Raw genomic sequence first — 21,541 nt, forward strand, 5'->3', positions numbered from 1 at the left:
TTCCCTCCACCTTCTCCAGCACCACCTTCCCCTTCATAGATGATCATCAGCCGGAAACAAAGCACGAAGATGCCCGCCGCTAGGGATATTTGCCGTCAAATTCACGAACCATTTCCTTTATAGGCTCCAAGGTGTATGGCGCAATCTCTTTTAGTTCTCGCGGTGGGCTGGTGGCGCCATACGGATGGAAATCAGAGTCGGGGGTGAATATGATGACGCTTTTCACAAGCCTTTGTCTTTTCGTGCCGTCGTAGTAAAACTCGAATGCTATGCCTGATCTGGGATCTACCCAATAAACCAACTCACGATCTCCAGCGGTCTTGCTATGTCCGCTGCCGAGTAAGACGTATGCTTTTTCCAGATGAGGGAAGTGCTTTCGCACCTGCTTGGGGGAACTACCTTGCGTAATGCCCTCCGGTGTAGGGGGGCGTGCCGAGAGTTGGACATCGCTTCCCCTGATTATCTCCCCTGTAAGAGTCCGGCCGTTTTGTCCTGCCCTTTCAATGAACGTTGATCGCGACTATCGGCGCCGTGGAGCCTTGTGTGCCGTATCCCTCAATATAGAGGATGCCTTTGGGAGACAACGCAAGATTCCCCGCCATCGGGTAGCTCCACACCACGTGGTGCGTGGACCGGTCTATCGCGTAGGTCGAGAGATTCGTACTCAAGATCACGACGTTCTGCGTGAGCAGGACCTCGCTCACGAATCTGGTATCACCCGATGCCGGAGGCGTCCAAGACCAGATCAGCTTACCGTCAGCCTCGGAGCGCGCCTCCAAGCGCAGCGGATTGTTGTTAGCCGCGTATACGACTCCGTTGTCGTAAGCAGGCGTCGTCGGGTAGACGCCTTTGATAGTCCAGTCCACCGTGTTCGATAGTAGATTGAAGTGCACGAGCGAGTTGCCTATCGCGCCGCCGTTAAGGATGCTGTTGCCGTATGCCGCGGCGAACACCGAGTTGGCCGCCCCCAGCACGGCCGATCCGCCGATTTCGTAAATGTAGTTCGTGAAGGTCGGGTCGGTGATGCTCGTCTTGAGCGTCCCCTGGACCGGATCGAACACACGCAGGGCATCACCCGTATAGGCATACACCGAAGTGGAATCAACCGCTGGGGTCCACGCGGACTGCTGTGCGGTCCCCGCGAAATACAGCTGGCTTCCCTGGGAATTGAACGCATACATCCCGCCGTACATGCCAGCATTGGTATAGACTCCCGATGGTCCCACGGTGGGGGCGAGGTAGTTTTCCCACTGGGAAGACATGGCGGATTGGAACAACTTGGAGCCGGTCATCGCATCTAAGGCGAACATGTAGGTCGATGACTGTTGTCCGGCCGCCACGTAGACGATCCCGTCGCTGACTGCGGGCGGGTTCACAGACGGGAAAGGCAACCCGCTGAAGCTGTAGCTCCACAGGGTGGATCCGTCGTACTCGTTGCGGGCGGTGACGGCATTGGCACCTGCCGTGTAGAATTTTCCGCCTGCCGTGGACACCGTGGCCAGATTGAACCTGCTGTTGAAATAGAGGAACGCAGGGACCGATATTTGCCAGCGCGTGTCGAACCTGTTGGGATCGAGCGTGACCGGCACGTATCCCGTATGGGCAGCGTTACCCTGGAATGTGGCCCATTCCGGGGCACCTTGGATGGACGACAGGGCAGTCAAATGATTGCCTGGCCACGCACCGCCCGGGGCGAGGACATTGACCGTATAGTTTACCCACACACTCGGCATCGCCTGAGAGGTTGTGCAACCCGGGTCAGTGTAAAGGTTCACAACAGCTCGTCCGGTATGGAGGCCGGTGCTCGCGGAACTCAGCGTTGAGAGTTCGAGCACGCAGTTACCCGCGCTGGCGTTCACCGCAACCGGCGTGCTGAAAACGCCGCCTGCGTCACTGGCCTTGGCGTACACGGTGCCACTGAGGCCCGTGGCTGCGGCATTGAGCGTCACGAGCGGAGAAACAGACGTACTGGCCACAACCATCCTGGAAACGGAGACCACCGGCACTACGGCGAGGCGTAAGTTGGCCGTTGTGGAACCGCCCGGTCCCGTAACGGTAATCGTATAATCAGCGGTTGCCGCGGTTGCGACAGGCGTACCTGAAATGGCCCCCGTAGCGGCATCCAGAACCAGACCGGCAGGCAGCGAAGGGGTAACCCTGTACGACGTCGCCGTACCGGAGATGGTCGGCACCAACGGCGAGATAGGTTCGTTCTCTCCGTAAACCTGGGGCGACATATACGACGCTTGCGGCGCTGCAGGATTGCTTAAAGAACCGCCTCCACCGCCACACCCAGCTAAAATAACAACACAAATGATTGCCGCCCAAAGGATGATCGCTTTCACACCTGCCCTCCAGTTTTCATTTCACTAAATATGTCCGTGTCTGTACCAAATCAGTCCACCTTCACTTGCATTGGTCTATCGCCTGTGCGAAGGTATCAATAAATCAATTCCATAAGCGTCCCCCTACTTTGCAAACTCCAGGAAAGTAAATCCGTAAGATAAAAAGCCGGCGATTATACCCGCAGCAACGATAACGGAAATAGACCACTGAGCCTTAACGTCTTTATTCGCATCTAGAAATGATGAGTGAGCAGCGGCAATCATCGAGCCGGTAATTGCTCCAATAGGTCCTCCCACAACAACAAAGAAGATTCGACCATGGGGAATAGGAAGTCCGACTTTCTCAGACAGAGTCCCAAACATAAAGGCAAGGATGAAAGTGGCAAATGGCCATACAAAAGCTGCTACTGTATTAAAGACCAGCCATTCCAGCCTTTTCGTTACCATAGACCGCAGGGCCGCCAATTGGATTAGTGATATCAGCGCAGCAGTGACCGGCATCGCCCAAATCCAGCGCAGTTCATGTGAAGTTGTCGCTAGTCGTGAAAATATCCCATAGGCGACAGCGGAGGCGATAAGAGTCGCAATGGCATTCAATACCAAGTAGAATGTTACGCCCATTCCAAATGACAGCACATCAGTTGGCTTTTGTTGTAAATTCATCGACACTTCCAGTTAGGATTTAAACGTGCCAGCCCCCCTATCCCCCGCTAGTTGCCCGCATCAATGTTGAAACCACACGTAATACCAGACGAAAGACCATGTTCCGCTGAGGCCAAGAGGTAAGAGGCAGGTTGCCAACGCGAAAAAAAACAGGACAATCGCGGAGGATTTTTCATCGAGTTCGCCAAGACCTGCTGTGGCGGATGCAACGGAAGGGGCTACGGCAAGAAAGAGAGCGAGCAGCGCCCCTGGCATCAGGTTCTTTGACGTTATGTTTTGCATATATCTCCGTCAATATTGTAACGGGGGCGCCCTTGACCGGCGGCGTCAGCCGTCCGCGTCTAAGGACGTGGGTGGGTGTTGTTCTTCAATAGCAGCGTGTCTGGCGCCTTTTTTGACATCCCGAGCGACTTGTGTGATAATCCATCTGCCTTCAAACCAGGCTCACGGGGTGGTCATTCATGCCACAGACAACGGCAAAGGATTTCGTTAAAGTTCCCAAGCAGGAATACGCCCTGCTCAAAGAGGTCTACCGCACCGTGCAGCGGCAGGCTTTTCTTGTACGCATCGGGGAGGCCGAAAAAAATCTGGCCGAGGGCAAGACCAAGAAGGTCTCTGTCGATGATCTGATCGGCGCCCTGTAGCTCCGGGTATGAGACCAAAGGCCATCAATTACGATGCGAGTGGCTCAAGTATCTGCGAAAGCTCTCCGCCAGAGAGAAAGAACAACTGTAGGAGCGCTTTTCGGTTTTCAAGGAAGATGTCTTCGACAAGCGTCTCAAGACCCACCGTTTAAAAGGCAACCTAAAGGAATACCACGCCTTTTCCATTTCCTATTCAGATAGAATTGTGTTCAGGCTCCTTGACGAGGAAGAAGCGCTCTTCATTCAAATCGGCAGCCATGATATCTGCTATTGACCCCGCCCTTTCATACACTTTTCCGCTCTTTTTTTTCTCTTTCCTTCTTTCGCCTCGTCCAACGGTTGGAGGCTGACCCACGGAGCGTAGCGGAGATGGGTCTAGCCTTGTGGTTGGGCATCATTGCAGCGCAACTACAGCAAACGACAAGATGATGCCAATGACCATTACCGCGGCTACTGTTGCATAGTGTCTTCTCTCGTTTACTATGCCTGGGACGAGGACCGCAACCGATGGCACAAGCGGCCAATATCGCACCGTGAAGTTATTACTTTTAAGTTGTCTCGTTAGTTCATCATTTTCGAGTTCTTGCGGTGTTCGGTAAAGTCCTTGCTCAGTTAAATAGTACTTGTCGACTCCGAAGTTAAACCTCTTGCTTCTGTAGACTTTCCCTCCCACTTCATAGGAATAGGTCACGTCTAGGAGGCACTGCACGGAGTCTCCCTGTATCGATGGGAATTTCGATGTAGCTGTCCACGTCCTAGAGCGGAATTTTTCGAGATTGCCTCTGGCTGTTGGCCAGCGTTCTGCCGCCTTTCCCAACAAGATCTGAACGATCAGATAAAGGGCTATAGCAATCGTAATTACTGAAATTCCTAGGAGCAGCATTTGTCCCCTGTCTTGTCGCTCTTTGGCCAACGGATCGGCGGGTGAGCGGCGAAGCGACCTTCCTTTTTAGGCTACTATCAACTTTCATTGGCACGCGGAGTCCGTCTCCACCCGTTCTGGTTGGCATCCTTCAGATATAAAAGGTGCCTGCCTTTTAAGGTCCTGTATCTACCACTATCCTTCGTCTTCCTTCGCTCCATGGGCTTTTAATAAGTCAACAATTTCTGAATGCCCAAAATGTCGTGCATATCCCAACGGTGTGCCACCGAAGTAGCTACGTGCATTAACATCTGCACCAGCTTCTAAAAGTAGTTCAACGACTTCTTTTGATCCGATGACACATGCTGCTTCGAGGGCCGATCCACTTACTTCGCACTGGTGGTTAACGTCAGCACCATGATCGAGCAGCAACTTGACCATCTCAAGATTTCCATTATCAGCGGCGTACAATAAAGCAGCGCCGTCACCACTTGGCGGAGCATTTGGATCAACCCCCATCTCAAGTAAAAGACGCACTTTGGCAAGGTTGTTGTCACCAGCGACCTGAACTAATCGCTCTTCCTCCACCGTTAGCTTCCGGCGAGGCTTGAATTGCGGCAAAACCGTACGAAGAAAGCGCTTGAGGTTTTCCATGTCGATCTTCTTCCGTCCAATCTGGCCAACGGGACTGAGGCTGACCAACTGCATTTTTCAGCGGTTTCGTCCTGTCGATTGTTGGATCTCAGGCAACAAAGTCAGTATCTCTTCGCGATAACCATCTGTAGTCTGGAAACTGGCAAGTCGAATCCGTCCCGCGACATCAGCAGAGATAACACCTACGATGACTAGCCATTCCAAAATCGCCTCTATACCTCTTGGGCAAGTCGATAACCACTCGCGGATCTTCTCGTAAAAAGCGTCAGTGCCGTATATCTCCAGGTACTCCCTAAAGAACGAGTATTCTCCATAAGTCTCCATTCGCCATTCGAGCGCTCCAACTTTGTTCCACACTCTTTCAAACCAAGGAATAGCATTTTTTTGTAGCAGTTTTTTAATTTCTTTCATTGCTGCTTCGAGTTCAGTTTCATTATTAACAGACCACCACGCATCACCAGTCATTTTGTCAGAAAGGCGCGTGTAAAAGGTCTCAATCTCTCCGCATCGACCAGACCCGATGCTTGGCACGCTCCAGCGGTGTCCGTTCCAAAGGTTGATCGCAAACTTACCGCCTGCCGTGTCCCAGTACTTATCTACCTGCAGTTCAATTCCTTGGACATGCTCAGGTGTTCGTTGCCAGTACTCACGTGGCTTCTCTTTTGCCCAGCCGCGGAAATAACCTTGGGAAGAAATGGCTTCTTGAAAGGATCTGTTTAATTTTTTTATCATCTTAGTTGGTCCAACGTCTTCAGGGTGAGCGGCGGCGGAGCCGTCCAGCTCCACCCGTCTTGTTGGGCATCAATCATGTGCAATGCAGAATGGTACCCCATCCTTGATTAGCTTCTCGAACGAGAGAACAAACTGACTTAAAAATTCGCCTTCGATCTCAAAGTGCCCTTCAATGGTGAGACGACCTGGGAACGAAGGCTCCCAGTCGTTGAGTGTGAACGAAATTTTCATCCCACCGTGGGACGTCATCTTAAAAAGAAATTTTATGCGAAGGCCGCCATCTAATAGAGCTTCACCCTTTCGGGTCACCTCTAAAACTTTCAACCTTGCCAGGAAGTCATCAGGTTTATCGAAATAGATATCTTCAAAACTAACACTGATGCCGCAATAGGAAACTTCTACTGGGAAATGAGGAGTGGAGGTAACGTCTAAATAAGATACCTTGCTGATCCGTAGTGATTTTGCCCTTTTGGCTATTCCCATTCAGTGTAGGTCCTCGAATGTTTTCGCCCAACTACCTATTAGTGGGAAATTGCCGCCATCCCGCCACGCGGGACGGCAGTATCAAGTTATACACATAAACAACATTGACGTAAGGATGGCACACTGTGAAGGTCGGAATTCGTGCAAATTGGGGGATGGCCAGAAAACTGGCCATCCTCCCGCCCCCTTCCTGCAGCGGAAGACGCACCACCTATAACAACTTTCATTTGCCAGAACAAATCCATCGTAATATATAGAGATCCTCTATACATGTCAAAGGCGAAGTGATGAATGGTAGGGGTTTCAACGCAAAGCCGCAATGTCGCAAAGAGTTTCCTATTTTGACACTGCGTTTTCTGATTTCAGACGGACGTTTATCGATTTTGAAGGGGCATTTTATGCTTTTATCGGAACGTTTTTCGATTTTGTGGGAACGTTTTCCGATTTTAGGAGGACGTTTTCCTATTTTAGCGGAACGTTTTCGGATTTGAGGGAGACATTTTCTTAACTTAGGGTGACGTTTCCCGATTTCAGCGGCGAGGGTGCTGATTCTAGAGGGGCGGTTTCCGATTTCGTCTCGCCATTTGCAGTTTTGCCGACAAACGGTACCTGGAAGGTGGGAGGATGGGGGGGAGTGCCACCACCGGCCGTCACGGAAACTCGTAACGGTGCGATGGTGGCACCATAGATTCGTTCTGTTCTAGATCGCCATCATGCTGATGAAGTTGGACCAAGGACCTGAGTCATTTGCCCCGACAGCCCTGATCCTGAAATAGTAAAGCCTACCGGGTGTGAGACCGGTTATCTCAATCCGGTTGATCTTGCCTGAGGTCGCGTGGTGCCTCCAGTTGGCCTCCGTGAAGGGGTCGCCTTCACAAACCCAGATCTCGTAGCTTCTAGCACCCTTCACAGCGGATCCGCGGGCGATGATCATGCGCCCTTCGTATACCATCCTGAAATTCTCCGGCACTGAGAGGCCCCCAGCCGGCGAACGCTTCCCGGTGAGTGGGTGCACCAGGCCCAGTTTCTGCGGAATGGTCGGGTCGTGCTTTCCGGTGAGGGTCGCCATGCCGGTGACGAGGTTCATCTTGGCGACGTGGTCATTACGGGCCGCCTCCAGTTCCGGCTCCTTGTCATGGGCGCCGTCCACAACCTGGTGGAAGAGACTGCGGTGCCGGTCACGGGCCTCTTGTAACTTCTCCTGGTTCGGCAAGACATCATAGATGCTTTGCATGATGGTGGGATCCTTGCTCAAGCTGGTGAGGAGATCGTCGGATGCGCGGATGATTTCGTCGTCCTTCCCCCCGCCGTCACGATTTTTACTCATGTCTTTGGCCTCCGTTAGATAAATTAGAATACTCCAATACACTAGCATGCGAAACGGTCATTTCAAGAGCAAAATTTAGGGGGGGGAGGACGAAAGGCATCATTAACGCAAAGGCGCGAAGGCGCAAAGAACGGCCACAGCTTCAGGATTACATGGCGGCGTATGGGGGAGGGCCGGTGACGCTACTGCTACTGCGCGCTTTTGCCCGACACTTTCGGAGATACGGTATGATCGGGCTATGCGCCACCGCCTGGTCGACAATGCTGATAGTTACAGGTCCCCTTTGCTACCTGTGGCTGGACCAGCCCCCTATCCACATCCATCTTTCGCGAAAAGACCGTATTACACAGTCAAATAACAGATGTACGAGGTCCAATCGCCGTTTCCACTGCGCGTCAGGCAGACAGGAGAACGACTTCATGCCGCTTTGAAGGGCTGCAGGTGGCGGCACTGTTCTTGCTCCTAATGAAGAGCTGCACAGTGTGGTATTCAGTTATGTGCGGCTCGGAGGAGGTTGTATGAAGTATCGGATTCTTGTTCCGGCCCTGCTCTTTTACCTCGCACTTGCCCTTCCTGCCTGGGCAGTCTGCCCGGAAGGTTCCAACTGGACCTCATCGTGGACCGACAGCTTCGGACAGACCACATACTCCGTCACGGCGCCCTGTGTGGTCTACCTCGGCATTCCGTTCACCATCACGGCAAATGTGCATGACGTGTATTATGCCAACACCGCTGTCGGCTGGAACTGGGCCATCACCGACAACGGCACAACCCTTCTCGCAAACCAGGACCCACTGGGCATAACCACCGACGCCGGCGGAAACTGGCAGAGATCGGTGCAGCAGACCTACAGCGGCATCGCGACGGACCACAACCTGACCTTTTCCTTCACCGACTTCGGGAAAGGCCTCGGGTTCGTGAGGGCGGCAGGCTCATCGGTCGGCGGCCTGACGGTGGACCCGTTTTTCATTACCCTTACCTCTTCTTTCACCCTGTCCGCGGCCGACCAGGGCGCCACCACGATCCCCGCCACGGTCTTCAACCCGACAGGGGGAAATCCCTTGAGTTACCGGTGGCTCGACGCGGGCACGGTGGTCCAGGATTACCAGGCGGTGATCGGCACAGGCACGGTGAGCATCCCTCTCAACCTCTCCGCGTTGCCGCCGCTTTCCATCGGCACCCACAGCTACACCGTGGAGGTCACCGACGGCACGCAAACCGGCTCCAAAAAAACGGACGTCACGGTTACCCTGCCCCCCCCGACCATCTCGGGTTCCCCGGCCGGGGCAATTGTCATCGGCACGGCCTACAACTTCACCCCGACTTCCGCCTACGCCTCCAGTTTCAGCATCAGCAACAAGCCGGCGTGGGCCAGTTTCAACGCCTCGACCGGAGCCCTCACCGGCACGCCCTCCAATTCCGATGCGGGCACCTATGCCGGCATCACGATCACTGCCAGCAACAGTGCGGGCTCTGCGTCCCTCACCCCCTTTTCAGTCGTCGTCTCCGCCTCGGGAAGCGGCGGGCAGGGAGGCCCCACACCGGTTCCGGTGCTGAACGGCTGGTGGCTTCTTCCCGGGATGCTCGCGGGGTTGGGATTATTAGCGCGGAAAAAAGAGAAGTGAACCGGCGGCGATGCTGAAGAAACCAGGAAAACCGCGGCCGCTGGCACCAGAGAGGGATGCGGAGGAGCGCAGAGGTGACGTCAGCCGTGCCGTCTCGCCGCTGTTGAAGACCTCGCTCCTGTTCGTGGCGTTCATGGCGGCCATGAACGGGATGCTGTGGTTTCTGGAGTTCCAGGGGATAGAGCCCTTGACCCGGCAGACGACCCGGACCGTATCGTGGCTTCTCAACGCGGCGGGTTGCGCCAACGAGGTCGCGCAGGGAAACCATATCTTCCTGGGGACGGCGCACTGGATCATCACCCCCGAGTGCAGTGCCGTCACCGCCGGGGTCCTCTTCCTTTCTTTCGTTCTCGCCTACCCCGCTTCCCGGAAGGCAAAAGCCGTGGCGGTGGCAGCAGGCGTTCCGCTCATTCTGATCGTGAACGTGGTGCGGCTCGTCCTTCTTGGGCTCATTACCCGGTGGAACGCGCAATATGCCCGTATGAGCCACGACTACCTGTGGCACGTGCTTTTCGCGGCGTTCGTCGTTACTCTATGGCTGGTCTGGATCGAACTGGTGGTAAAGCGTGAAGGCGATCGCCCTCTTCCTCGTTAGGTTAATCCTCTGCTCCTTCCCCGTGATATGGATCATGCCGAGGCTGGATTTCGCTTTCCGGTATCTCCAGGTCCTGCTGACCTCTCACCTGCATCCCGACTACGCGTCGATGAGTCAGCTCTTCTTCGTCAGCGCCAGCAAGCTCACCCCCTTTTTCCTCCTCGTCCTCGCTACTCCCCGGGTGAGCGCCGCTCGCCGCGCAGTAGGCTTTGCGGCTGCCATCGTCTTCTACTTCTCCATGGACATGGCCATGGCCGCGATGTGGCACGTCCCGCCGTTTCTGGTGCCGGAACCTACGACTCTGCACATCGTCAGTTGCTATGCATGGGACATGCTGGGGCGGTGGCTGATGCCTTACCTGTTGTGGCTTTTGCTGGCGGGTCGGCAGATTCCGGCGCTGGCTGCCATTTGGCCTCAAGCTGGTGGGGGGCGGGGGGGCGGGGGCAGAAGGGACTGGCTCCGCTAGGTGCCTGTCCCTCTAGCGGAACGCTCCTTTCAGCTCAGCCACCTCCCTCAAGCACTAAGGGGACAGGCACCTGACGGAGCCAGTCCCCTCCTCCGGTTGTGGGAGCGCTAAAGGTGAAAAACGGTCGCGGTTTTGAGGTGACGGCTGATCTGCGGACCATAAAAAAGGGGGGCGAATATCATTCGCCCCCCTTTTCACGCCATGTTTGCTGCCGGCCGCTCCCTCAGAGCTTGAATTTGCCGACGATACGCTGCAATTCGCCGGACAATTCGGAAAGCCGGGAGGCGGACTGGGCGGAGTCCTGAGCACCGCTGGCGGTCTCCTGGACCACGGCGGTCACCTGCTGGATGTTGTTGGTGATCTCACCGGTCGTGGCCCCCTGCTCCTCGGCGGCGGTGGCGATCTGACTCACCTGGGCGGTCACGTCGTTCACCTGCTCCAGAATCCTCTGCAGCGCCCCCTCCAACTGCTCGGCCTCGATCGCCCCCTGCTCGGTCCCACGCACCCCCTCCTCCATGGAGGTAATGGCATCCCTGGTCTCCTGCTGGATCGCCTTGATCATGTCGCCGATCTCCTTGGTTGCGCGGGTGGTGCGCTCGGCAAGGGCACGCACCTCATCGGCAACGACAGCGAAACCGCGCCCCTGCTCCCCGGCCCGGGCGGCTTCGATGGCGGCGTTGAGCGCCAGCAGATTGGTCTGGTCGGCGATATCCTCGATGGTCGCCACGATGGCGCCGATCTGCTCGGACCGCTCGCCCAGGGAGGATATCCGGTCGGCGTTCTGACGGGTCTGCCGGCCACGGTAACGGATCCCTTCCACTGTGCTGCTGACCACCTTGAACCCCTCCTGGGTGGTGTCGGCGGCGTGCTGCGCGCTGTCCGCGGCGCGATGACAGTTGTTGGCGATATCGGCAGCGGTGGCGGCCATCTCCTCGCTTGCGGTGGCCACGGTGGCGGTCTGTCCTGCCACCGACTCGGCGCCAACCGAAATCGACATGGAGGTGGAGGTGAGCGTGTTGGACTCGGAGGCAAGCGACCTGGAGGCGGAGGCGATCTGGGAGATGATGCTCCCCATGTTCTCCACGAAGGTGTTCAGCTTCTCGGCCAAAAGCCCGATCTCGTCGTGGCGGTCCCCCACGTCGACCCGCTTGGTCAGATCCCCCTCCCCTTCGGCGAGGTCGGCTACGCGGTTACAGAGCACTCCAAGCGGGCTCAAGAGCCGTCTCACGATGAAGAAGATCACCGCGATCCCCGCGGCGAGGAAGATGGCGCCGATGGCCAGGAGCGCCTGCACCTGCTTGTTAACCGGTGCGAAGACCTCGGCCTTGTCCGCGGTGACGCAGAGATACCAGTCCGCCGCCGGGATCCGGGCGTAGGAAGCCATCTTCTCGACGTCACCCATCTTGTAGTCGAGACTGCCGTTGGGTTGGGCGGCAAGTTGGGCGCTCAGGTCGGACAGGCCGGTGGTGACATCCTGGAACTTCTTCTTGAGCACGAGCTCCTTGTTCGGGTGCACCAGGATCTTGCCGCTCTTGTCCATGATGAAGGCGTACCCGCTGCGGCCGACCTTCACGTTCAGCACCTGCTTGATCACGTCGTCGAGCATGATGTCGGAGCTGAGCACGCCGGTGAAGCTCCCGCCCGCGGTGATAGGCGCGATGAAGGAGATGATGGTCTTGCCGGTCTGGGCATCCACGTACGGCTCGGTCTGGGACACCTTCATCTCCGTCTTTGCCTTCTCGTACCAGGGCCTCTTGCGATGATCCCAGGTGGCCTCGGGAACCCAGCCGTCGGAGGAGACGAAGAGGCCGTTCTCGTAACCGGGATAGACGGTGGAGAAGCCTCCGGCACCGGCCAGGAGCTTGATCAGGCCGGTGAGGTACTCCTTGGACTGGCCCGACTCCTTGGACAGCTCCTTGGCACCCGCAGCTATGATCCCCTGCTTGCTCAACAGCCACGCGTTGACACTTTCAGCGTTGTCGTTGGCCAACGACAGCTGCGAGCTGTGCACCATGCTCCCCATGATGTTGCGGGAACTGGAGGAGGCCGTAACGATGAGGGCAACAATTGCTATGGCGAATGCTATCACAACCGTCACGTTGACCTTGTTTCTGAGATTCATATGTCACCTCTCATAATTTCGCCCAAAAGACTTTTTCATCGTTGTTGTTTCGGTGCAAAGAGGAACAAACTTGAGGACTTTAAGGGACAAGGCCAGCAACATTGGTGCAAAATAATGTAACAGCGGGCGTGTTAACCAGTCCGCTGCGTCAGATCAATCTTGCAAGCGGCGAATTTGATAGATAAGCTGCATCCATGCCATCAGCGAGCGCCATTCAGCAGCAACGTCACCGCACCCGGCCCGTGAGCCTTATCGTCGCCGCGATCCTCTCCATCTGCACGGTTCTTTGCGCGCAGACGGCCCTGGGCGCCGATGCCGCTCCGGCACTGGTCATCGTCGGCGGCGACCGCAGCTATCCTCCCTACGAATTCCTGGACAAGGACAACAAGCCAAGCGGCTACAACGTGGAGCTCACCCGCGCCGTGGCCCGGGTGATGGGGCTCAAGGTCGAAATCCGGCTGGGGGCGTGGTCGGAGCGGCGCCAGGACCTGCTCAGGGGGGACGTCGACCTGCTGGAGGGGATGTCCTACTCGGACGAGCGCGCCAAAACGGTAGACTTCTCGCCGCCGCACACCATCGTGCACCACTCGATTTTCGCCCGCAGAGGGGGCAACCGGCACCCGACCCTGGCCGACCTGCGCGGCAAGGAGGTCCTGGTGCTGAACGACGGGATCATGCAGGAGTTCCTGGCGGCCAAAGGCGTCGGCGCCAAGGTGGTGCCGGTCCCGACCCACGCCGACGTGCTGCGCTCGCTGGCGTCGGGCAAGCACGACTACGCGGTCATGGCCAAGCTCCCCGGACTGTACCTGATCCGGGAGCTGGGACTCTCCAACCTGGAGGCGGTCGGAGACCCGGTATCGGCGCAGCAGTACTGCTTCGCGGTGAAAAAGGGGAACGCGGCGCTTCTGGCCCGCTTCAACGAGGGACTCGCCATCCTGAAGAACACCGGGGAGTACCAGATGATCTACAACCGGTGGCTCGGGGTCCTGGAACCGCCGGGGCTCTCCTGGAGCGAGGTCTTCAGGTACGGGGCGGTCGTTGTGCTGCCGCTCATCCTGCTGGCCGGGGGGGCCGTACTCTGGTCGCGGATGCTGCGGCGCGAGGTGGCGACCCGCACGGCCGAACTGACCCGCGAGGTGGAGGAGCGCCGCCACGCCGAGGAGGAGCTGATAAACCGGCAGCAGCAACTGGTCCAGGCGGACAAGATGGCGGCGCTCGGCATCCTCGTGTCCGGGGTGGCCCACGAGATCAACAACCCCAACGGCCTGATCCTTCTGAACCTGCCGGTGATGATGGAGGCCTTCCGCGACGCGGAGCCTATCCTCGAGGAGTACTACGAGAAGAACGGGGATTTCGAGTTCGGCGGGCTCGCCTACTCCCGGATGCGCGAGGCGCTTCCCAGGCTGATGCAGCAGATGCAGGAAGGGTCGCGGCGGGTGAAGCTGATCGTCGAGGACCTGAAGGATTTCGCGAGACAGCAGGAACCGGGACAGGCGGCGGAATTCGACCTGAACGAGACGGTACAGGCGGCGCTGCGCCTTCTCACCAACCTGGTGGAGAAGAGCACGGAACATTTCAGCGTGAGCCTCGGGGAAGACATACCGAGACTCAACGGCAGCGCCCAGCGCATCGAACAGGTGGTGGTGAACCTTCTGGTGAACGCCTGCCAGGCGCTTCCCTCGCCGGACCGGGGCATCGAGCTGGTCACCTGGTTCGACGGGCAGCAGAGGCAGGTGGTTCTGGAGGTGCGGGACCAGGGGACGGGGATCGCGCCGGAACATCTCTCCCGTCTCACCGACCCCTTCTTCACCACCAAGCGCGAGAGCGGCGGCACCGGGCTCGGGCTGTCGGTATCGAGCGGCATCGTCAAGGAACACGGCGGCGAGCTCTCCTTCAGCTCCGCACCCGGCGCAGGCACCACGGCGCGCCTCACCTTCGCCGTGCCCGACAAGGAGTCATCACCATGACCACGACCCTCTACCCCGCCTTCAGCATCCTGCTGGTGGACGACGAACCGGACTGGCTCTACTCCATGAGCATCACCCTGGAACGCGCCGGTCTCAGCAATATACTCACCTGCTCGGACAGCCGCGAGGCGCTGAAGATGATGGCGGAGCACGCGGTGGGCGTGGTGCTGCTCGATCTGACCATGCCGCACCTTTCCGGGGAGGAGCTCCTGGAGCGGATCGCCGAGGAACACCCCGAGGTGACGGTGATCATCGTGAGCGGTCTGAACCAGCTGGAGACCGCGGTGAACTGCATGCGTAGCGGCGCCTTCGACTACTACGTGAAGACATCCGAGGAGGGGCGCATCGTCAAGGGGGTGAAGCGGGCGGTCCGTGAGAAGGAGCTGCAGCTGGAGAACCGGGAACTGAGAAACCGCTTCCTCTACGACCGGCTGGAGCACCCGGAGGCGTTTGACAACATCGTCACCGGCGACAAGGGGATGCGTTCCATCTTCCAGTACGTCGAGGCGGTGGCGCTTTCTTCCCAGCCCATCCTGGTAACCGGGGAGAGCGGCGTCGGCAAGGAGCTGATCGTCTCCGCCCTGCACCGGCTCTCGGGGCGCAAGGGGGAGCTGGTGGCGGTGAACGTGGCGGGGCTGGACGACGCGATGGTTTCGGACACCCTGTTCGGGCACGTGAAGGGTGCCTACACCGGCGCGGGCGAGGCCAGAAAGGGGATGATCGAACAGGCCGCCGACGGGACCCTTTTCCTGGACGAGATAGGGGACCTGAGCCTTTCCTCGCAGGTGAAACTGTTGCGGCTTTTGCAGGAGGGTGAGTACTACCCGATCGGGAGCGACCGTCCCCGGCGCATCCGGGCGCGGGTCGTGGTGGCGACGCACCAGGACCTGGCCGCGCGGCAGGCGGCGGGGGAGTTCAGAAAGGACCTCTACTACCGGCTGCGGGCGCACCACCTGCACATCCCCCCCTTGAGAAAGAGGAAGGAGGACATCCCGCTTTTGCTGGATCACTTCCTGGAACTGGCGGCGCGGGAATTCGGCAAGAAGAAGCCGACGCTTCCCAAGGAGCTCGCCGTGCTCCTGGCCACCTACGATTTTCCCGGCAACGTGCGCGAGCTGAAGGCGATGGTCTACGACGCGGTGAGCCTGCACCAGGGGGGCGTCCTCTCGATGGAGGCGTTCGTGCGCGCCATCGGCGAGCGGCCGATAGCGTCGGCGGCGGAGCAGCCGGCGGAGCCTTCGGACAACCCCTTCTTCGGCATGGACCGGCTACCGGGATTCACCGAGGCGATCGATCTGCTGGTGGCGGAGGCGATGAGGCGGGCGGAGGGGAACCAGTCCATCGCGGCGAGGCTTTTAGGTGTGTCGCAACCGACCTTGAGCAAGAGGTTGAAGCAGCAGCGGGGAGAATGAATTTCCTGGGGGCCTAAGGGGACAGGCACCTGGCGGAGCCAGTCCCCTCCTTCGGTCGGAACAACAAGGGAGAAGACGCGATGAAGCACGGTTTCAATCCACGCCGCATTCCGGCACGAGCGCAACGAGGCAACCTGCTGGCGGGCTCGCTCGCTTTCTTGCTGCTCGCGCTCTCCGTCCTTGGCTGCGCGACGACTTATTCGTCTCCTCTGCCGACATCCCCCCTCCAGCCAGCCATCACCATCTACGTCGGCAGCGGCTGAAGCTACTGCGCCGAGGTGGAAAGTTTTTTCACCGAGAGAAAGATACCCTACACCACCCGCGACATCCGCAAGGACCGCGCCGCACACCAGGAGTGGCGCGAGCGCTATCACGGCGATATCGTCCCGCTCATCGTCTTCGACAACGGCAAGCGGATCGTCGATGGATGCGATGTGCGCGCCATCGAACGGGCGCTAAGGGAGCTTGGGTATGGGGGGGGCGGGACGGGGATTGGAGTAATCAGGTAAGGTAAGGTAAGGCAAGGTAAGGCAAATCCCCCCTGGCCCCCCTTTGACAAGGGGGGGACGTGAGGCCACAGGGGTATTCCCTTGGGCATACTATGCCGATTGTCATACATCGCCCTAACTGACCGTAGTTTCATATCATTTCTCGCTTACACCTCCCTCACTATTCCCTGCGGCATACCCCTCATGTTGATCTGCCCCTTCAAACTCCTCGCTAACATGCCGATTTTATAACACTTCATTCTCTGACCTCCTCTTGGCATCGCCGATGCTATGTACCGGTCATGGGCGTACCTCGCCTGATTACCTCAAAGGGGAGAAAGATCATGTTCTGGCTAGAGTTCGTAGTGGTACTGGCAGCTATCTTCGTCGGAGCCCGCTTGGGCGGTATCGGCCTCGGGGTCATGGGCGGCCTCGGCCTCGCCGTGCTCACCTTCCTGTTCCACCTGCAACCGACCGCTCCACCCATCGACGTGATGCTGATGATCGCCGCGGTGGTCACCGCTGCGGGCGTCCTGCAGGCAGCCGGCGGGCTCGACTACCTGGTCTCCCTGGCGGAAAGGATTCTCAGAAACAACCCGGACCGGATCACCTTCCTCGGTCCTATGGTCACCTACTTCTTCACCCTATTCGCCGGCACCGGCCACGTCGCCTACTCGGTACTGCCGGTGATCGCCGAGGTGGCCCGGGAAACCGGCGTCCGCCCGGAACGCCCCATGTCCATCTCGGTCATCGCCTCGCAACAGGCCATTACGGCAAGCCCCATCGCCGCCGCGACGGTCGCTCTTCTCGGCCTCTTGGGCGGCACGACCGCGAAGCTCGGCTTCAACGTGGAACTGATCGACATCCTCAAGGTCTGTATCCCCTCCACCCTCATCGGCGTCATCCTCGCCGCTTTCGTCTCCAACAAGCTCGGCAAGGACCTCGACAAGGACCCGGAATACCAGAAACGCCTGCAGGAAGGGCTGGTCCCCCCGCCGCGTAACGCGGGCGCGGACAGCGCCAAGGTGAACGAGACGCTCCGTAACACGCCGGCGAGCGCCAAGGTGGCGGTCGCCCTGTTCCTGGTGGGAACTATCCTCGTGGTCCTCTTCGGTTCCTTCCCGCAACTGCGCCCGGAGTGGAGCGTCGGTAGCGACACCCGCATCAGCCACATCGTGGTGAAGAGCGAGACCGAGGCGAAGCAGGTCCTCGCACAGCTAAAATCCGGCGGCAACTTCTCGGAGGTCGCCAAACAGTGCTCCATCGACGCCACTGCGACAACCGGCGGCGACCTCGGCTGGCAGGCCAAAGGGAAGATGATCCCCGACTTCGAAAAGGCCTGCGCGAAGCTCAAGAAGCCGGGCGACCTGACCGAGGTGATCAAGACCCCGTTCGGCTACCACATCGTGAAGTTCGACGACAAGCGTCCCGCCCAGAACAAGGAGAAGATGGGGATGCCGCACGTGATCGAGATCGTCATGCTGACCATCGCGGCGCTCATGCTGCTCCTTTGCAAGGTGAAGGTCTCCCGCGTGGTCGAGGGGAGCGTCTTCATCGCCGGCATCCAGGCGGTCATCGCCATCTTCGGCATCGCCTGGATGGGCGACACCTTCTTCCAGGGGAACATGGAACTTCTGAGCGGTTCGATCAAGGGGATGGTCACCACCGCCCCCTGGCTCTTCGCCTTCGCCCTCTTCGTCCTCTCCATCCTGCTCTACAGCCAGGCCGCGACGGTACGTGCCCTCATGCCGCTGGGGATCAGCCTGGGCATCCCCGCCCCGTTCCTGATCGCCATGTTCCCGGCGGTGAACGGCTACTTCTTCATCCCGAACTACCCGACCGTGGTGGCCGCGATCAACTTCGACCGCACCGGCACCACCGGCATCGGCCGCTACGTCCTGAACCACAGCTTCATGATCCCGGGGCTCGTCGCCACCTTCTCCTCCATCGGGGTCGGATTCCTCCTGGTGAAGCTCATGTTCTAGCCACGTAAGCTCCCTCCCCCGGAGGGGGAGGGTCGGGGAGGGGGAAGCATGAAAAGAGCCCTGCCTCCCCCCTCCCAGCCTCCCCCCTCCGGGGGGAGGAGTAGCGTCATACACCGCCAACATTCCATTGAGGAGTCACGAGCAATGAAAACCACTACCGCCGAATTAAAGAGACTGAGCGCCGCTACCATGGAAAACCGCAGCTGGCTCATGGAACAGTTCCCCCCCTATTTCTTCATCGCCATGAAGGACGAGCCCGAGGCGATGGCCATGCTGGAGCGCGAAATGGCAAGCCTCGCGCACAACCGCCGGCTGGTCCTCTCCGACCGGGAGAAGTGCCTGATCCAGGCGCTCCCCAACGTGCCGGGTTCGCTCTACGACACGCTGCGCCGCATCCCGGAGAGGGAGATATCCTACGCCATGATCGCCCACTCGGAAAGCCCGCTCCCAGGCAGCGACCGCACCCTCGAAATCCAGCGCTTCGAGTTCGATAGAAAGAGCAACAAGGAGATCCAGGACGGCGGGGACGTGGTCATCCCGGCGGGAATCCGCGCCAAGGTCGCCGCCTCGCTGCGCCAAAGCTACCCGGACTTCGTCATGGGCGAGTTGGACCGCCTGCTGCGCATGCTCTGGCTCAACAACGAGAAGTACGTGCGCATGGCCTGGCCGGAGCGGGTGGCCCAGGTGGTCAACCTGTACCAGAAAGGGGTCAAGGCCGGGGGACTCTACCTGGACGTCGAGGAGATGGAGGGGGGGCGTGAATCGCGCATCCACTTCGCGGTGGGCAACCCGCCGCAAAAAGACTTCCTGCTCCAGGTGATGGAGGTGTTCAACCGACTGGATCTCGGCGTGAACCGCGCCTACTGCCTCACCATCTCCAACGGCACCCACCCCTATTTCCTGGGGACCTTCTACGTGCGCCGCCGCGACGGCGAGGTGCTCTCCCGCGGCAGCGAGCTCTTCAGCCGCCTGCAGGATGAACTGTGCAACACCCAGATCCTCGCCACCACCTCCATCGCCTACCGCGACTTCGTCACCAAGGGGACCTTCAGCGGCAGGGAGGGGTCGCTCATCAACGCCTTCATCGCCTTCTGCCACACGAACCTGGCGCACAACCAGCCGGACCGCTTCGGCCTGGATGACGTGAAGAGCGCCTTCTTCTCGCACCCCGAGATCACCCTGCAGTTGGCGGAACTCTTCGCGGTCCGCTTCGATCCCGCGGTCGCCGGGCGCGAGGCCGAGTACGCGGCCAAGCTCGAGGAGGCCGAGAGGATGGTGGGCGACTACAACACGGGGCACCGCTACCTGGACGAGGTGCGCCGCGCCATCTTCCGCTGCTGCCTCATCTTCATCAAGCACACCCTGAAGACCAACTTCTACGTCCTGGAGAAGCAGGCGCTCGCCTTCCGGCTGGACCCCGCCTACCTGACGGAGCTGGGCGCCGAGTTCACCTCGGATCTCCCCTCCGCCCTCCCCTTCCGGGTCACCTTCTTCTTCAGCCGCTTCGGCTTCGGCTACCACATCGGCTTCTCCGACATCGCCCGCGGCGGCTGGCGCACCGTCATCGCCAGAAACGGCGACGACTTCATCACCAACGCCAACACGATCTTCCGGGAGAACTTCGTCCTCGCCCACACCCAGCACCTGAAGAACAAGGACATCTACGAGGGGGGCTCCAAGCTGGTGCTGATCCTCGACGCCGGGGACCTGCAAAGAAGCGGCGAGCGCGACCAGGAGGTCTTGCGTCTTTACAAGCTGCAGTACGGGGTGGCCAACGCCTTTTTGGACATCTTCGTGACCGAAAACGGCGTGGCGAAACTGCCGGCGGTGGTGGACTACTACCGCGAGGACGAGCCGATCGAGCTCGGGCCGGACGAGAACATGCACGACTCCATGATCGAGAGCATCGCCCGCATCTCCAAGACGCGCGGCTACCTCCTGGGCATCGGCATCATGTCCAGCAAGAAGGTCGGCATCAACCACAAGGAGTTCGGGGTCACCTCGACCGGCGTGGTCCGCTTCGCGGAGATCACCATGGCGGATCTCGGCATCGATATGGTGAACGATCCCTTCAGCGTGAAGTTCACCGGCGGCCCCAACGGTGACGTGGCCGGCAACGCCATGCGCATCATGCTGGAGCGCTACCCGAGGATGCAGATCCGCCTCATCCTGGACGGTACCGCCGCGCTGTTCGATCCGCAGGGGGCGCGCCACGGCGAGCTGTCACGCATGCTCCTCAAGGAGGATCTGGATGGCTTCAACCCGCAGGCGCTGCACGAAGGGGGCTTCATGCTCTTTAGAAGCGGCAGCAGGACCGAGGGGCTGAAGACCCTGTACCGCAAGGTGACCATGGGGGCCGACGGCATCAGCGAGCAGTGGATTTCCATCGATGAGTTCTCCCGCGAGTTCGGCGACCTGGTCTTCACCACGGAGGCCGATCTGTTCATCCCCGGCGGCGGGCGCCCGGAAACCATCGACGCCGGCAACTGGGAGCGCTTCTTCCTCCCCGACGGCACCCCCTCGGCGCGCGCCATCATCGAAGGGGCGAACTCCTTCATCACCCCGGAGGCCAGGGCCCAGCTGCAAAAACGAGGCGTCATCATCATGCGCGACGCCTCCGCCAACAAGTGCGGCGTGATCTCCTCCTCCTACGAGATCATCGCCAACCTGCTCATGAAGGACGGCGAGTTCCTGGCCGAGAAGGAGGAGTACGTGGCCGGGGTCATCTCCATCCTGGAGAAGAGGGCCGCCGACGAGGCGCGGCTCATCCTCAAGCGCCACCGCGAGCGTCCGACCGCTCCCTGCACCGAGATCTCCGACGCCATCAGCACCGAGATCAACGGACACTACGCGCGCCTGTTCCGCTTCTTCCAGGGGCGGCCGGAGCTTTTGGGGCAGGCCCCGTTCCGCCGGGTGATCCTGGCGCACCTGCCGGCCCTGGTGGCCGAAAAGGCGCTCTACCGCCGCAGGATCGCCACCCTCCCCCAGAAGTACCTCTGCGCCATCCTGGCGGCCGAACTGGGCTCCTCGATGGTGTACCGCGGCGACCAGGAGACCGAGTTCGAGGATATCCTGAGGCTGCACATCGACCGCAACTTCGCCGCCTGATCGCCAGGCGCCGCGAATTAGAACGTAAAACCCATGAGCCCGCCGGCAACGGCGGGCTCAGCC

17 protein-coding genes and 1 pseudogene are annotated in these 21,541 nt (G+C 59.3%); 10 read left to right on the plus strand and 8 right to left on the minus strand.

The window, feature by feature from the left end; all coding sequences use genetic code 11:
- Positions 1-500 precede the first annotated feature (500 nt).
- Both KP004_RS13055 and KP004_RS13060 read right to left on the minus strand, forming a co-directional pair.
- On the minus strand, positions 501-2,345 hold the full coding sequence (locus KP004_RS13055) for an outer membrane protein assembly factor BamB family protein (RefSeq protein ID WP_216798970.1): 1,845 nt from the start codon (positions 2,343-2,345) through the stop codon (positions 501-503).
- A gap of 123 nt (positions 2,346-2,468) precedes the next feature.
- Complete coding sequence (locus KP004_RS13060; RefSeq protein ID WP_216798971.1) at positions 2,469-3,008, minus strand: hypothetical protein; 540 nt, start codon at positions 3,006-3,008, stop codon at positions 2,469-2,471.
- Between the two features lie 461 nt (positions 3,009-3,469).
- Here KP004_RS13060 and KP004_RS13065 point away from each other — a divergent pair, with 461 nt between their 5' ends.
- Entirely contained in the window at positions 3,470-3,652 is a 183-nt protein-coding gene (locus KP004_RS13065) for a hypothetical protein (RefSeq protein ID WP_129128231.1), read from the plus strand.
- A 394-nt stretch (positions 3,653-4,046) separates the two neighbouring features.
- Here the strand turns inward: KP004_RS13065 and KP004_RS13070 are convergent, their stop codons facing one another.
- From KP004_RS13070 to KP004_RS13090, 5 genes are all read right to left on the minus strand, one after another.
- Positions 4,047-4,535: a DUF3592 domain-containing protein gene (locus tag KP004_RS13070; protein ID WP_216798972.1), complete on the minus strand. Its 489-nt coding sequence runs from the start codon at positions 4,533-4,535 to the stop codon at positions 4,047-4,049.
- A 174-nt stretch (positions 4,536-4,709) separates the two neighbouring features.
- Positions 4,710-5,168: an ankyrin repeat domain-containing protein gene (locus tag KP004_RS13075; RefSeq protein WP_216798973.1), complete on the minus strand. Its 459-nt coding sequence runs from the start codon at positions 5,166-5,168 to the stop codon at positions 4,710-4,712.
- 57 nt (positions 5,169-5,225) lie between these two features.
- A complete protein-coding gene (locus tag KP004_RS13080; RefSeq protein WP_216798974.1) occupies positions 5,226-5,954 on the minus strand; it encodes a DUF4304 domain-containing protein in 729 nt (242 codons plus the stop codon).
- 15 nt (positions 5,955-5,969) lie between these two features.
- Positions 5,970-6,383, minus strand: a complete 414-nt coding sequence (locus KP004_RS13085) for a hypothetical protein (RefSeq protein WP_216798975.1) — start codon at positions 6,381-6,383, stop codon at positions 5,970-5,972.
- Positions 6,384-7,083: 700 nt separating this feature from the next.
- Positions 7,084-7,710 carry a fibronectin type III domain-containing protein gene (locus KP004_RS13090; RefSeq protein WP_216798976.1) on the minus strand — a complete coding sequence of 209 codons (627 nt, stop codon included), beginning with the start codon at positions 7,708-7,710 and terminating at the stop codon, positions 7,084-7,086.
- A gap of 518 nt (positions 7,711-8,228) precedes the next feature.
- Here KP004_RS13090 and KP004_RS13095 point away from each other — a divergent pair.
- Genes KP004_RS13095 through KP004_RS13105 form a run of 3 tightly spaced genes read left to right on the plus strand, consistent with a single transcriptional unit; the run spans position 8,229 to position 10,396 of the window.
- Positions 8,229-9,335, plus strand: a complete 1,107-nt coding sequence (locus tag KP004_RS13095; RefSeq protein ID WP_216798977.1) for a putative Ig domain-containing protein — start codon at positions 8,229-8,231, stop codon at positions 9,333-9,335.
- Between the two features lie 10 nt (positions 9,336-9,345).
- Positions 9,346-9,930 carry an archaeosortase/exosortase family protein gene (locus KP004_RS13100; RefSeq protein ID WP_216798978.1) on the plus strand — a complete coding sequence of 195 codons (585 nt, stop codon included), beginning with the start codon at positions 9,346-9,348 and terminating at the stop codon, positions 9,928-9,930.
- Positions 9,931-9,964: 34 nt separating this feature from the next.
- Positions 9,965-10,396, plus strand: a complete 432-nt coding sequence (locus tag KP004_RS13105; protein WP_216798979.1) for a hypothetical protein — start codon at positions 9,965-9,967, stop codon at positions 10,394-10,396.
- Positions 10,397-10,619: 223 nt separating this feature from the next.
- On the opposite strand, the gene KP004_RS13110 is transcribed toward KP004_RS13105, so the two are convergent.
- Complete coding sequence (locus KP004_RS13110; protein WP_216798980.1) at positions 10,620-12,518, minus strand: methyl-accepting chemotaxis protein; 1,899 nt, start codon at positions 12,516-12,518, stop codon at positions 10,620-10,622.
- A 194-nt stretch (positions 12,519-12,712) separates the two neighbouring features.
- Here KP004_RS13110 and KP004_RS13115 point away from each other — a divergent pair, with 194 nt between their 5' ends.
- From KP004_RS13115 to KP004_RS13135, 6 genes and pseudogenes are all read left to right on the plus strand, one after another.
- A complete protein-coding gene (locus KP004_RS13115; protein ID WP_216798981.1) occupies positions 12,713-14,485 on the plus strand; it encodes a transporter substrate-binding domain-containing protein in 1,773 nt (590 codons plus the stop codon).
- Positions 14,482-15,897, plus strand: coding sequence for a sigma-54-dependent transcriptional regulator (locus tag KP004_RS13120; RefSeq protein ID WP_216798982.1), 1,416 nt, complete (start codon positions 14,482-14,484; stop codon positions 15,895-15,897). The genes KP004_RS13115 and KP004_RS13120 overlap by 4 nt, the downstream gene beginning before the upstream one ends.
- Positions 15,898-15,977: 80 nt before the next feature.
- On the plus strand, positions 15,978-16,160 hold the full coding sequence (locus KP004_RS21580) for a hypothetical protein (RefSeq protein WP_437178155.1): 183 nt from the start codon (positions 15,978-15,980) through the stop codon (positions 16,158-16,160).
- Positions 16,137-16,406 (plus strand): annotated as a pseudogene (locus KP004_RS13125) (glutaredoxin family protein); the annotation flags it as partial. The gene KP004_RS21580 and the pseudogene KP004_RS13125, both read left to right, overlap by 24 nt.
- Positions 16,407-16,729: 323 nt before the next feature.
- Positions 16,730-18,370, plus strand: a complete 1,641-nt coding sequence (locus KP004_RS13130; protein ID WP_216798984.1) for an anaerobic C4-dicarboxylate transporter — start codon at positions 16,730-16,732, stop codon at positions 18,368-18,370.
- Positions 18,371-18,514: 144 nt separating this feature from the next.
- Positions 18,515-21,478, plus strand: coding sequence for an NAD-glutamate dehydrogenase domain-containing protein (locus KP004_RS13135; protein ID WP_216798985.1), 2,964 nt, complete (start codon positions 18,515-18,517; stop codon positions 21,476-21,478).
- Positions 21,479-21,541 lie beyond the last annotated feature (63 nt).

The sequence above is a fragment of the Geomonas oryzisoli genome (assembly GCF_018986915.1).
GTDB classification, from domain to species: Bacteria; Desulfobacterota; Desulfuromonadia; order Geobacterales; family Geobacteraceae; genus Geomonas; species Geomonas oryzisoli.